The sequence below is a fragment of the Actinomadura sp. NBRC 104425 genome (assembly GCF_030269545.1).
Taxonomy (GTDB): Bacteria; Actinomycetota; Actinomycetes; order Streptosporangiales; family Streptosporangiaceae; genus Spirillospora; species Spirillospora keratinilytica.
This window is the reverse complement of record NZ_BSTN01000007.1, coordinates 20994-34081: the sequence shown is the minus strand read 5'-3', so window position 1 is coordinate 34081 and position 13088 is coordinate 20994. Positions and strand designations below refer to the sequence as shown.

9 protein-coding genes are annotated in these 13088 nt (G+C 75.7%); 4 read left to right on the top strand and 5 right to left on the bottom strand.

Translation table 11 applies throughout. The features are described 5' to 3' along the window. Window positions 1-39: 39 nt before the first annotated feature. Together QSK22_RS13110 and QSK22_RS13105 are read left to right on the top strand one after the other, a co-directional pair. Window positions 40-1194, top strand: coding sequence for an exonuclease SbcCD subunit D (locus QSK22_RS13110; protein WP_285494386.1), 1155 nt, complete (start codon window positions 40-42; stop codon window positions 1192-1194). Window positions 1195-1270: 76 nt separating this feature from the next. After that, window positions 1271-4303 carry an AAA family ATPase gene (locus QSK22_RS13105; protein WP_285494385.1) on the top strand — a complete coding sequence of 1011 codons (3033 nt, stop codon included), beginning with the start codon at window positions 1271-1273 and terminating at the stop codon, window positions 4301-4303. Window positions 4304-4323: 20 nt separating this feature from the next. Here the strand turns inward: QSK22_RS13105 and QSK22_RS13100 are convergent, their stop codons facing one another. From QSK22_RS13100 to QSK22_RS13080, 5 genes are all read right to left on the bottom strand, one after another. Further along, the gene (locus tag QSK22_RS13100; RefSeq protein WP_285494384.1) at window positions 4324-5118 is read right to left on the bottom strand and encodes an SAM-dependent methyltransferase; all 795 of its coding nucleotides are present in this window, start codon (window positions 5116-5118) and stop codon (window positions 4324-4326) included. Window positions 5119-5277: 159 nt separating this feature from the next. Then, window positions 5278-5598 (bottom strand): GroES family chaperonin, encoded by a 321-nt coding sequence (locus QSK22_RS13095; protein ID WP_285494383.1) that lies wholly within the window; start codon window positions 5596-5598, stop codon window positions 5278-5280. Window positions 5599-5607: 9 nt separating this feature from the next. Beyond that, window positions 5608-6531 carry an NAD-dependent epimerase/dehydratase family protein gene (locus QSK22_RS13090; protein WP_285494382.1) on the bottom strand — a complete coding sequence of 308 codons (924 nt, stop codon included), beginning with the start codon at window positions 6529-6531 and terminating at the stop codon, window positions 5608-5610. 80 nt (window positions 6532-6611) lie between these two features. Beyond that, a complete protein-coding gene (locus QSK22_RS13085) occupies window positions 6612-7379 on the bottom strand; it encodes an SDR family NAD(P)-dependent oxidoreductase (protein ID WP_285494381.1) in 768 nt (255 codons plus the stop codon). 17 nt (window positions 7380-7396) lie between these two features. After that, the gene (locus QSK22_RS13080) at window positions 7397-8887 is read right to left on the bottom strand and encodes a flavin-containing monooxygenase (protein ID WP_285494380.1); all 1491 of its coding nucleotides are present in this window, start codon (window positions 8885-8887) and stop codon (window positions 7397-7399) included. Between the two features lie 108 nt (window positions 8888-8995). Between QSK22_RS13080 and QSK22_RS13075 the strand changes: the two genes are divergently transcribed. After that, a complete protein-coding gene (locus QSK22_RS13075; protein WP_285494379.1) occupies window positions 8996-10882 on the top strand; it encodes a DUF4132 domain-containing protein in 1887 nt (628 codons plus the stop codon). Next, on the top strand, window positions 10879-13086 hold the full coding sequence (locus QSK22_RS13070; protein WP_285494378.1) for a DUF4132 domain-containing protein: 2208 nt from the start codon (window positions 10879-10881) through the stop codon (window positions 13084-13086). Before QSK22_RS13075 ends, QSK22_RS13070 begins: the two co-directional genes overlap by 4 nt. Window positions 13087-13088: the final 2 nt, after the last annotated feature.

The following is a 13088-nucleotide window of genomic DNA, read 5'->3' as shown; positions in this document are numbered from 1 at the left end:
GCCCGAAGTGTCAGAGGTGACGCCTATGGTGGCCGGGACATGCGATTCCTCCACACCTCCGACTGGCATCTGGGCCGGTCCTTCCACCGCGAGGACCTGCTGTCCGCCCAAGGCGCGTTCATCGACCACCTGGTCGAGACGGCGCGGTCGGAACGCGTGGACGCCGTGCTGGTCTCCGGCGACGTCTACGACCGCGCGCTGCCGCCGGTGGACGCGGTGAAGCTGGCCGACGAGGCGCTGAGGCGGCTGCGCGAGATCGCCCGCGTCGTGGTGATCTCCGGCAACCACGACTCGGCGCGGCGGCTCGGCTTCGGCGCGGGGCTGATGGACGCCGCCGGCGTGCACCTGCGCACCGACCCGGCGGCGGTCGGCGAGCCGGTGCTGATCGACGGCGTGGCGGTCTACGGCATCCCGTACCTGGAGCCCGACCTGGTGCGCGGCGAGTGGGAGCTGGACGAGCGCGGGCACACCGCCGCGCTCACCGCCGCGATGCGCCGCATCCGCGCCGACCTGGCCGGGCGGCCCGCGGGCACCCGCTCGGTGGTGCTGGCGCACGCGTTCGTCACCGGCGGCGAGGCCCCGGAGCCGGAGACCAGCGACAGCGAGCGCGACATCTCGGTGGGCGGCGCGGCGAACGTGCCGGCCGGGGTGTTCGACGGCGTCGACTACGTGGCGCTGGGCCACCTGCACGGGCGGCAGCGGCTGACCGAGCGGGTCCGCTACTCCGGCTCGCCGCTGGCCTACTCGTTCTCCGAGGAGCACCACGTCAAGGGCTTCTGGCTGGTGGACCTGGCCGACGACGGCACGGTGACGGCCGAGTTCGCCGAGGCGCCCGTGCCGCGCCCCCTCAAGCGGCTGCCGCCCGCCCGTATCGACGAGCTGCTGACCGACCCGCGCTACGACGCCTACCGCGACCACTGGCTGCAGATCACCCTCACCGACCCGGACCGGCCCGCCGCCGCCATGGAGCGGCTGCGCGCCCGCTTCCCGCACGTCCTGGTGCTGGGCCACGCCCTCGAAGGCGGCGGCGGGCGGTCCGGGCGCACCTGGTCGGAGCGGGTGCGGGCCAAGTCCGAGATCGACATCGCGGGCGACTTCGTGGCCGAGGTGACCGGCGCCCCCGCCGGCGACGAGGAGCGGGCGCTGCTGCACGAGGCGTTCGAGGCCTGCCGCCAGAAGGAGGCCCAGGCGTGAGCGGAGCGAGCAGGGCGTGAGCGGAGCGAGCAGGGCGTGAGCGAAGTAGGCACGGCGTGAGCGAAGGGGGCACGGCGTGAGGCTGCACCGGCTGGAGATCACCGCGTTCGGGCCGTTCCCCGGCACCGAGCACATCGACTTCGACGCGCTGTCGGACGCGGGCCTGTTCCTCATCCAGGGGCCGACCGGCGCGGGCAAGACCAGCATCCTCGACGCGGTGTGCTTCGCGCTCTACGGGCGGGTGCCCGGCGCCCGCAGCCGCAACGACGCCACCGGCCTGCGCAGCGACCACGCCCCTGCGGGCGCGGCCCCGCGGGTGGTGCTGGAGACCACGATCCGGGGGCGGCGGCTGCGCGTCACCCGGTCGCCGCGGTGGGAGCGGCCCAAGCTGCGCGGCCGCGGCACCCGGGTCGAGCAGGCCAAGGTCACGCTGGAGGAGTTCGAGCGGGGCCGGTGGGTGGCGCTGTCCACCCGGCTGGACGAGGCCGGCGACCTGATCGGGCGGCTGCTCGGCATGACGTGCGACCAGTTCTGCCAGGTGGCGATGCTGCCGCAGGGGGAGTTCGCCGGGTTCCTGCGCGCCAAGGCCGACGAGCGCCGCAAGGTGCTGGAGCGGCTGTTCGCCGCCGAGGTCTTCACCCAGGTGGAGAACTGGCTGGCCGACCGGCGCCGCGACACCCACCGCGAGGCCGCCGCCCTGCGCGCCGAGGCCGAGTCGGTCGCCGACCGGGTCGCCGAGATCAGCGGGTCGGCGCCGCCGCGCCGGGCCGCGCGTCCCCTCGTCCCCGCACCCCGGCAGGGCGAGCCCGCCCCCGAGCCCGTCGAAGAGGTCGAGGCGCTGCCCGCGTGGGCGGCCGAGCTGGAGGCCCACGCGGCCGACGCGCACGCGGTCGCCGAAGGACTGCTCGCCGAGAGCCGGGCGCGGCTGGCGGACGCGCGCGCCGCCGCCGACCATGGCCGCGCGCTGCACGAGCTGCGGCAGCGGCACGCCGAGGCGGTGCGCCGCCGCGCCGAGCTGGACGAGCAGGCCGCCTGGCGGGCCGCGCTCGCCGAGCGGCTCGACGCCGCCGCCCGGGCCGACCGCGTGCTGCCGCTGATCCGCGAGGCCGCGGCCCGGCAGGGGCAGGCCGAGCGGGCCCGCGCCCGCGCCGCCGAGGCCCGCGCCCGGGTCGGCGCGCTGGTGTCGCCGGGCGCCGCCGAGGACGTGCTCGTCAAGGTCGAACGCGACCGCCGCGACCAGGTCGCCGCCCTGGAGGGCAGGCGCGCCGACGCCCAGCGGCTGCGGCGGATCGGCGACGAACGCGCCGGGCTGGCGCGCGAGCTGGAGCGGCTGGAGCAGGAAGAGGCGCGGCTCGCCGACATCCTGACGGAGCTGCCCGGCGTCGTCGACGGGCTGCGGGTGCGGCTGGACGACGCCCGCGTCGCCGCCGCCGGGCGTCCCGGCGCCCAGGCCGCCGTCGACGAGGCCGCCCGCCGCATGGACGCCGCCGAACGCCGCGACCGGGTGGCCGGGCTCCTCGCCAAGGCCGAGGACGAGCACCGCGCCGCCGTCGATGCCGCGCAGGAGGCCCGCGACCGGCTCCAGGAGGTCCGGCAGGCCCGGCTGGACGGCATGGCCGCCGCGCTCGCCCGCGACCTGCGGCCCGGTGAGCCGTGCCGGGTGTGCGGGTCGCGCGAGCATCCCGAGCCCGCCGCGGCCCCCGGCCCGGTCCCCGGCGAGGACGACGAGCAGCACGCCCAGGCCGCCTACGAGCACGCCCAGCGGCGGCGCGAGTCGGCCGCCGTAGAGGTCGAGTCGCGGCGCGCCGAACTGGACGCCGCGCTGGAGATCGTCGGCGAGGCGGGCGTCGCCGCGCTGGCCGCCGAGCTGGACGCGGCCCAACGTGCCCTGGCCGAGCTGACCGCCCGCGCCGCCGAGGCCGAACGCCTGGAGGCCGAGCTGCACCGCCGCGAACAGGACCTCGAACAGGCGCGCACCGGCCTCGACCGGGCCCGCAACGCGCTCACCGAGGCCCGTGCCCGCGACCGGGAGCGGGCCGCCGAGCAGGAGCGGCTGCGCGCCGAGCTCGACGCCGCGCGCGGCGACGACCCCACGCTGGAGGCCCGCATCGACCGGCTGCGGGGCGAGGCCGACGCGCTCGCCGCCGCCGTCCAGGCCGCGCGGGACGCCGAGCACGCCGCCGCCGAGCTGGCATCGGCCCGGGAGCGGGCGGCCCGGGCGGCGGCCGAGGCGGGCTTCGCGGCCCCCGACGACGCGCTCGCCGCCGAACTCGCCGACGAGCGCCGCCGCGCTCTCGACGAGCAGGCCCGCGACTACGACGACCGGCGGGCCCGCGTCCAGGCCGTCCTGGACGACCCGCAGACGGCCGCCGCCGCGCAGGCCCCCGCCCCCGACCTGGACGCGCTGGGCGCCGCCCTGGAGGCGGCCGAGGCGGAGCACACGGCCGCCGCGTCCGCCGCCGCGTCCGCCCGGCGCCGCCGCGAGCGCCTCGCCGAGCTGCGCGCCGAGCTGGCGGCCGCGGTCGCCGCCTGGCGCCCGGCCGCGCACCGCCATGCCGTCGCCGCGCGGATGGCGGGTCTGGCCTCCGGCCGGTCGCCCGACAACCGGCGCGCCATGTCGCTGTCGGCGTACGTGCTGGCCGCGCGGCTGGAGCAGGTCGTCGCCGCCGCCAACCAGCGGCTGGCGCGCATGTCGGCGGGCCGGTACACGCTCGTGCACACCGTCGACAAGGCCGCGGGCGACCGCGGCAGGGGCGGCGGCGGGCTCGGCCTGCGGGTGGTGGACGCCTGGACCGGCCAGGCCCGCGACCCGGTCACCCTGTCGGGCGGCGAGTCGTTCGTCAGCTCGCTGGCGCTGGCGCTCGGCCTGGCCGACGTGGTCACCGCCGAGGCCGGCGGCACCGAGATCGGCACGCTGTTCGTTGACGAGGGCTTCGGCACCCTGGACGAGGAGACTTTGGACGAGGTGATGGCCGTCCTGGACGGCCTGCGCGACGGCGGACGCGCGGTCGGCGTCGTCAGCCACGTCGCCGAGCTGCGCACCCGCATCCCCGCGCAGCTGCGCCTGCGCAAGCGCCGCGAGGGCTCCACGGTGACCGTCGCGGTGTGACCCGGCGGGCCCGGCCGGTCTCAGGGTTTGCGGGCGACGCCCGCCAGCAGCCAGCCGGTCGGCCGCTCGTAGGGCCGGTCGGGGCGCCACTCGGGGGCGGGCACCAGCCCCGGCTCCACCGGCTCCAGGCCGTCGAAGTAGGCGGCCAGGCAGTCGCGGGGGCGGAAGGACAGGTGGATGCCGCTCTCGCGCATCAGCTCGGCGGACACCTCGCGTTCGCGGTCGGTCAGCGCCTCGTCGGTGAAGTCGCTCAGCGCCAGGTGGCTGCCGGGAGCCATCGCGGCGCGGAACGCGGCGACCGTGGAGTGCGCCCGCTGCGGGTCGGCGAAGTGCGACAGCACGCAGAACATCAGCACCCCGACCGGACGGGTGAAGTCGATCAGCGCGGTGACCTCGGGATGCGTCAGGATCGCGGCCGGGTCGCGGGCGTCGGCGCACACCGCCGTCGCCGTCGGCACCGCGTGCAGCAGCGCTTGGAAGTGCACCACCGCCACCGGGTCGTTGTCGATGTACACGACGGTCGCGGCGGGGTCCGCGCCGTGGACGACCTCGTGCACGTTGCCCTTGCCGGGCAGGCCGCACCCGACGTCCAGGAACTGCCGGATGCCCGCGGCCACCAGGTACCGCACGGCCCGCCGCATGAACTTGCGGTTCTCCCGGGGCAGCAGCCGGGCGGCGGGCAGCGCCTCGAGCGCCCTGAGGGCGGTCCGGCGGTCGGGTGCGTAGTTGTCCTTGCCGCCCAGCGAGAAGTCTGTGATCCGTGAGCTCGCGGGCGCGTCGAGGCGCGCGCCCGGCCGTGTTCCGCGCTCTGTCATCCCGCCGCCGTTTCCTGTGCCGGCCCCCCGGATTCGTGGAGGAGTCACATTCTGGCATCTCTGAGCGATGCCGTCATGACAGTCAGGAAGGGAGTGAGGCGTACGAAATCGGTGCAGTATCGGCCCGGAAGCGGCGGCGCGGCCGACGCCGGCGGGCCGTCACAGGTACAGGCCGGTGCCGTGCTCGGGCCGCTCGCTGGCGATCGCGTGCAGGTCCCGCTCCCGCATGACCAGGTAGTTCTCGCCCTGGATCTCCACCTCGTACTGGTCGTCGGGGTGGAACAGCACCCGGTCGCCGACCTTGACCGTGCGCACGTGATGACCGACGCCGCAGACCTGGCCCCACACGAGCCGGTTGGACTGCTCCACCGTGGCCGGGATGACGATGCCACCGGTGCTGCGCCGCTCCCCGGGCTCCTTCTCGACCTTGATCATGACACGGTCGTGAAGCATCTGGACTTCGAACTTCGGCTCGGACACGCTGGGAGTTTATCCCGCCGCGCGGGTGCGGGCCGCCCACGCGTCGGCGATCATGCGGGGCAGCTCCGAGCGCCGCGGCCGCCAGCCCAGGTCGTGGCGGACGGCGGTGGCATCGGAGATCAGCAGCGGCGGCTCGGGCCGCGGCGGGCGGCGCACCGTCGGCACGCGGCGGCCGGTGACCTTCTCCACGGCCGCCACCACGTCGCGCACCGACACCGGTGCGCCGCTGCCGACGTTGTAGACGCGGTCCTCGCCGGGCCGGACGGCGGACAGGGCGCGCACATGCGCGTCGGCGAGGTCGTCCACGTGCACGTACTCGCGGACGGCGTCGCCGGCGCCGTTGATCTCCAGGTGCGGCGCCTCCCCGGCCGCCACGGCCAGCGCCCGGGGGATCAGCCGGGTCGGGTCGGGGTCGCCGCGCCCGTCCACCGCCCCGGCGACGTTGAACGTGCGCAGCACCACCGCGCCGATCGCGCCGGTGCGGGCGTGCCAGCGCACCACCTGTTCGGCGGCCAGCTTGGACGCGCCGTACGGGCTGGCGGGGGCGGGGGTCTGGTCCTCGTGGATCGGCTGCCACTCGGGCGTGCCGTAGACGGCGGCCGTCGACCCGTACACCACGCGGGTGCCGGTGGCCAGCAGGTCCAGCAGGTTCACGGTGCCCTGCACGTTGACCGCGAAGAACCGCAGCGGCTCCTCGAACGACTCGCGGACCCGCGTCAGCGCGGCCAGGTGGCACACCGCGTCGTACGGCTCGGTCAGCACGGCCCGCAGCGCGGGCGGGTCGAGCAGGTCGCCGACCAGGGGCCGCACGCCCGGCGGCAGGTCCTGGCCGGCGTCGCGGACGAGCCCGTCCACCGCGTGCCCGGCCGCCACCAGGCGCCGTCCCACCGCGTACCCGACGTAGCCGGCCGCCCCCGTCACCAAGACCCGCATGGTCCCAAGCATCCACGTCACCGGGTACGCTCCGCAACGCAGACGGCTCCGGCGCGGCGGCGATCACTCCGGCGGGCGGGTCAGCGGTAGCGGCGGCCGAGGCGCGAGGACACCCGCGCGACGAGCGACGACGGCACCAGGCGGCTGAGCCCGACCACCGCCTTGTACCGGGCGGCGGGCACGCTGACGTGCACACCGCGGCGCAGGTCGCGCAGCGCCGTGTCGACGACCATGTCCTTGTCCAGCCACATCGCCTCGGGGAAGCGGGAGACGTCCATCCCGGCCCGCTCGTGGAACTCGGTGCGCACGAACCCCGGGCACAGCGCCATGACGCGCACGCCGTGGCCGCCGCGCGCCGCGATGTCCGCGGCGACGGCCTTGCTGAAGCTCACCACCCACGCCTTGGACGCGCCGTAGGTGCCGCGCACCAGGAACGCGGCGGTGGACGAGACGTTGATGATCCCGCCGCGGCCGCGTTCCAGCATGCCGGGCAGGGCCGCATGCGTCAGCCGCAGCACCGCCTCGCAGTGCACCCGCAGCATCACCAGCTCGTTCTCCAGCGGAACGGTCAGGAACAGGCCGCCGTGGCCGAACCCGGCGTTGTTGACCAGCAGGTCCACGCCGTCGCGGACGCGGCGCTCGGCCGCGGCCAGCCCCTCGTCGGCGGCCAGGTCGGCGGGCAGCGCCTCGACCCGGACCGCGTACCGGTCGGCGAGGTCGCGCGCCGTGCGGTCGAGCCGTTCGGCGTCGCGGGCCAGCAGGACCAGGTCGAATCCGTCGGACGCCAGCCGGCGGGCGAACGCGGCGCCGATGCCGGCGGTGGCGCCGGTGATCAGAGCAGTCGGCATGCCCCGACCCTACGGCGTCACCCCGGGACGGCGCGGACGGGGGCGGCGGGACGGGCGCGTCCCGCCCGGAAGTGCCGCGGGTCGGGGCGGCGCGTGGCGCGCCGGTAGGCGAAGGTGAACCCCGGCCAGTTGTTGACGACCTTGCCGTCGGCGGTCTGGTACCAGCTGGAGCAGCCGGCCTCCCACACGGTGGAGCGCATCCGCTCCTGCATCCGGCGGTCGAAGGCGTCCTGCACGTCGGGGCGCACGTCGATCCAGGCCAGGCCGGCCTCGCGCAGCGCCCGCACGCAGCCCAGCACGTACCTGATCTGCGACTCCAGCATGTAGATGATCGAGTTGTGGCCGAGGTTGGTGTACGGGCCGTACAGCAGGAACAGGTTGGGGAAGCCGCTGACGGTGATGCCGAGGTGGGCGCGGGCGCCGCCGCGCCACGCCGCGTCCAGGGTCCGGCCGTCCCGCCCCACGATCGTCATGGGGGCGAGGAAGCCGTCGGTGTGGAACCCGGTGGCGTAGACGATCACGTCGATGTCGTAGGCGGCGCGGGCGGTCTGCACGCCGGTCGGGGTGATCCGCGTGATCGGGTCGGTGACCAGCTCGACGCCGGGGCGGCGGAGCGCGGGGTAGTAGTCGTCGGACAGCAGGATGCGCTTGCAGCCCATCGGGTAGTCGGGGACCAGCCGGGCGCGCAGCCGCGGGTCGGGCACCTTCGTGCGCAGGTTGCGCCGGAACCGCCACTCCAGCGGCTTCATCAGCCAGGGGTACTTGACGAAACCCAGCGCCCGCGACTCGTACGACAGGTAGATCCGGGCGCGGCTGAGGTCGTGCAGCGCCGGGACGGCGGCCAGCAGCGCCTTCTCCCACGCCCGGTACGGCCGGTCCGGTTTGTCGATCACGTAGGGGGCGGACCGCTGGAACACCGTCAGCCGCCCGGCCCGCGGGGCGATCTCCGGCACGATCTGGATCGCGCTGGCGCCGGTGCCGATCACCGCGACCCGCCGGCCGGCCAGGTCGGCGCCGTGGTCCCAGCGGGCGGAGTGGAAGCTGGTCCCGGCGAAGGAGTCGCGGCCCTCGATCTGCGGCAGCGCGGGCCGGTTGAGCTGGCCGCATGCGCTGACCAGCACCCGCGCCGCCAGTTCGCCGCCGCCGGCGGTCGACACCCGCCACACCGCGGCCCGCTCGTCGAACCGCGCCCCGGTGACCTCGGTGCGGAACCTGATGTGCGGCAGCACGCCGTGCTCGCGCGCCACGTCCCACAGGTAGGCGAGGATCTCCTCCTGCGGCGGGAAGCGGCGGCTCCAGTCGGTCTTGCGCGCGAACGAGAACGAGTACAGGTGCGAGGGGATGTCGCAGGCCGCTCCCGGATAGGTGTTGTCCCGCCAGGTGCCGCCGAGCCCGGCGGCCTTCTCCAGGACCGCCACGTCGCGCACCCCGGCCGCCAGCAGCCGGGCCGCCATGCCGATCCCGCCGAACCCGCTTCCGATGATCACGACGTCGTGCGGTGCGTCCATCTCGCCGTCCGGGGGTGTCGTTGCGATGTCCGTGCCCCGAGCGTAATGACCCATCGGTCAGCTGACCAGGCCCACAAAGTGTCGCCGCCGCCTGCCATGATCGGCCCCATGCCGAACGAGGACGCCTCCCCGGCGGGCGCGCCCGCGCCCGCCGACGTCGAAGCCGTCGACGCCCACATGGCCGAGATGCAGGCCGTCCGCCCCACCAAGAAGTGGCGGCGCCGCACGCTGGAACTGCTGGAGCGGCCGGGGGTCCGCGAGCACGTGCTGGCCACCGTCCGCGGGTACGCCCGGGGCGACCGCGCGGCCCCGTGCGAGTGGGGGCCGCCCGACCTCAAGACACTGGTCGCCGACCGCGAGGCGCGCGGCTACGTCTGGGCCGCCGCCCTGTCCGGCGACCCGGCGGCGTTCACCGAGCTGGTCGCGGTCTTCCGGCACGCGGCCTGGCTCAGCCGCGAGTACTTCGCCGACGAGAAGCTCGCCAACGCCACCGTCAACGCGCTCGGCGCCTGCGACCACCCCGAGGTGATGAGCACGCTGCGCGCCCTCGCCGAGCAGGTCGGCTACCCGGGCGGCCGCAAGCAGGTCGCCAACGCCGTGCGGGCGGCCGCCGAACGGCAGGGCCTGACTCCCCGGCAGCTCACCGAACGCACCGTGCCCGACCACGGGCTCGGCGCGGACGGCTCGGCGGCCCGGGAACTCGGCGGCCATCGGGGCGTCGTCGCCGTCGAGGACCCCCGCACCGTGCGCCTGACCTTCGTCGACGCGGCCGGGCGGGCGCTGCGCACCGTTCCGGCCGCGCTCAAAGAGCCGTTCGCCGACGAGATCGACAAGCTGAAGGACCTGGCCAAGCAGGTGCGCGGCACCCTGGCGTCCGAACGCGCCCGCATCGAGGCCCTCATGTCGGCCGAGGCGACCTGGACCTACGGGGAGTGGTGCCGCCACTACCGCGACCACCCGATCACCGGCGCGGTCACGTCCGGCCTGATCTGGGAGTTCCAGCACCCCGACGGCACCTGGACGGCCGCCGCGCCCGCCGGTTCCGCGCTGGTCACCGCCGACGGGCACGCGCTGCCCGAACCGGGCGAAGCGGCCGGCGTGCGGCTGTGGCATCCGCTGCGCGCCCCCGCCGCCCAGGTGCGGGCCTGGCGGGCGTTCGTCACCGACAACCGGATGGTCCAGCCGTTCAAGCAGGCGTTCCGCGAGACCTACCGGCTCACCCCGGCCGAGGAGGAGACGGGCGTCTACTCCAACCGCTTCGCCGCCCACATCGTGCGCTACGACCAGCTGTACGCGCTGTTCAAGCAGCGCGGCTGGACGGCGAACTACCTCGGCCCCTACTACAACGGCTACGCCGGGGAGGCCAAGTGGGTCCTGGCCGAGGGGGAGTGGCGCGTCCGCTTCTTCCACGAGGCGGTCGAGTCGCAGAGCGCCGGAGCGCCCGAGTACGCCTCCACCGACCAGGTCCGCTTCGACCGGCGCGCCGGCCGCGCCTGGCGCGAGGTGCCGCTGGCCGAGGTGCCGCCTGCGGTGTTCAGCGAGGCGATGCGGGATGTGGACCTGTTCGTCTCGGTGACGTCGGTGGCCGCCGACCCCGACTGGATCGACCGCGGGGAGGACCGGTTCGCCGGCTACTGGCGGCAGGCGGGCTTCGGGGAGCTGACGGCGAGCGCCGAGACGCGGCGGGACGCGCTGGCCCGGATCCTGCCCCGCACGAAGATCGCCGACCGGTGCGCGCTGGACGGGCGGTTCCTGGTCGTGCGCGGCGACCTGCGCACTTACAAGATCCACCTGGGGTCGGCGAACATCCTGATGGAGCCGGACGACCAGTACCTGTGCATCGTCCCGGCGCGCACGCGCAGCCGCCGCACGGTCTTCCTGCCGTTCGAGGACGACCGGCTGGCGCTGATCCTGTCCAAGGCGTTCCTGCTGGCCGCCGACACCGCGATCACCGACCCGTCGATCATGCGGCAGATTCGGACGGCGACCCCGTGACCGCCCCTGCGGCCGAGCGGCGCGACCGCCACACCCCCGCGTCTGCCCGCGAGGTCCTGGAGTCTCAGGCCCGTACGATCGGCGACGGCGGGGAGTGGGCGGACCTGGCGCTGGCGGCGGGAGCGCTGCTGTGGTGCGAGAGCCCGCCGCCCGGCGGCCTGGAGGAACCGGCCCGCGCGCTGGTCGAGTTCGTCCTCGACGACTCGCGGGACGGCCTGTACGCGGGCGTCCCGTTCCGGGGCGTCCCCTTCTCCGCGCTCGCGCTGGCCCGCATCGCCGGCCCCGACCTGTACGACCGGGTCGCCGCCCGGCTCGCCGCCGAACGCGGCCCGATCGCGCGGGACGAGCTGGCGCTGTTGAGCGGCTGGGACGCGGCCGGGCACGCGCTGCTGGCCGGCCTGGCCGACGAGCACCGCTTCTCCGCCGGAGCCGAACCCGCGCCGCCGCCCGACCGGTGGCAGCGCCTGGCCGGGTACGGCTACGCCGACTTCGCCCGATCCGCCCTCAAGGCCGCGGACGCCCGCGTCGCGGCCATCCAGGCGGGCGAGATCCCGTACCGGGCCGACCGGGCGTTCACCAAGGACGAGGTCGCGGTGCTCGGCCGCGCCGCCAGGGTCGCGCTGATGAACGACGAGCCGTGGCTGCCCGGTCTGCTCGACCGGCTGGTGCGCGGCGTCGCCGTCGCGCCCACCGGGGCCCGGACGCTGCCGTCCCAGGCGCTGCTGTACGAGCTGGCTCGGGCCGCGCAGGACTTCCCCACCCCCGAGCTGGCCGCCACCCTGCGCGAGGCCCGCGCCATCGCCCGCAACAAGGCGGTGCCCAAGCAGCTCGCCAAGATGCTGAGGAAGGTCGACACGGCGCTGGCCGAACGCGTCGACGTCGCGCTGCGCCTGCCCGCGCCGGGCTTCGCGCCGGGCGGTGTCCTGCGCCGCGACCTGGGCGGCCACCAGGCCGAGATCGTCGTCGGCGACGACGTGGAACTGCGGTGGCGGGCGGCGGACGGCAGGCGGCTGCGCGGCGTGCCCGCCGCGGTCCGCCGCGACCACGGCGACGAGCTCAAGGAGCTGCGCGAGCTGGTCAAGCGGGTCCGCGCGCAGCTCGCCACGGTCGCCCGCGCCCTGGAGGGCGGCTTCACGGTGGAGGCGGCCCGGCCGTACCGCGCCTGGCGGGCCGAACTGGCCGCGCACCCGCTCACCGGGACGCTCGTCGGCCGCCTCATCTGGGACGTCGGCGGCCGCGCCGCCCTGCCCGCCGACGGCGGTGCCGTCCTGCACGGCGTCGACGGCAGGCCGCTGGACGGTGTGGACGACGACACCCCCGTCCGGCTGTGGCACCCGGTCCACGCCACCGCGGAGGAGATCCGCGCCTGGCGCGACCTGCTCGCCGAACGCCGGATCCGCCAGCCGTTCCGGCAGGCGTGGCGCGAGATCTACCGGCTGACCCCGGCGGAGGAGGAGACGGGCGTCTACTCCAACCGCTTCGCCGGGCACATCGTCCGCTACCGGCGGCTGTTCGCGCTGCTGCGCTCGCGCGGCTGGTCCAGCGGCCTGCTCGGCCCCTGGGACGGCGGCGACGAGGACAGGGCCGAACGCGTCCTCGCGGGCGGTCGGTGGCAGGCCCGCTTCTTCCACGCCTACCTGCACGACGGGGAGGGCGGCGAGGAACTGGCGTCCACCGACCAGGTGCGCATCGCCCGCCACCGCGACGGAGACTGGCGCGAGGTGCCGCTGGCCGAGGTGCCGCCGGCGGTGTTCAGCGAGGCGATGCGGGATGTGGACCTGTTCGTGTCGGTGACGTCGGTGGCCGCCGACCCCGACTGGATCGACCGCGGGGAGGACCGGTTCGCCGGCTACTGGCGGCAGGCGGGCTTCGGGGAGTTGACGGCGAGCGCCGAGACGCGGCGGGACGCGCTGGCCCGGATCCTGCCCCGCACGAAGATCGCCGACCGGTGCGCGCTGGACGGGCGTTTCCTCGTCGTCCGCGGTGACCTGCGCACCTACAAGATCCATTTGGGGTCGGCGAACATCCTGATGGAGCCGGACGACCAGTATCTGTGCATCGTCCCGGGGCGTTCGCGCGTCGGGACGGTCTTCCTGCCGTTCGAGGACGACCGGCTGGCGCTGATCCTGTCCAAGGCGTTCCTGCTGGCCGCCGACACCGCGATCACCGACCCGTCGATCATGCGGCAGATCCGGAGGGGATGACC

Excerpts from the sequence above, each read along its gene's own strand:
- QSK22_RS13110 (WP_285494386.1), top strand. The coding sequence starts at position 40 with ATGCGATTCCTCCACACCTCCGACTGGCATCTGGGCCGGTCCTTCCAC.
- QSK22_RS13100 (WP_285494384.1), bottom strand. The coding sequence starts at position 5,118 with ATGACAGAGCGCGGAACACGGCCGGGCGCGCGCCTCGACGCGCCCGCG.
- QSK22_RS13090 (WP_285494382.1), bottom strand. The coding sequence starts at position 6,531 with ATGCGGGTCTTGGTGACGGGGGCGGCCGGCTACGTCGGGTACGCGGTG.
- QSK22_RS13085 (WP_285494381.1), bottom strand. The coding sequence starts at position 7,379 with ATGCCGACTGCTCTGATCACCGGCGCCACCGCCGGCATCGGCGCCGCG.
- QSK22_RS13080 (WP_285494380.1), bottom strand. The coding sequence starts at position 8,887 with ATGGACGCACCGCACGACGTCGTGATCATCGGAAGCGGGTTCGGCGGG.
- QSK22_RS13075 (WP_285494379.1), top strand. The coding sequence starts at position 8,996 with ATGCCGAACGAGGACGCCTCCCCGGCGGGCGCGCCCGCGCCCGCCGAC.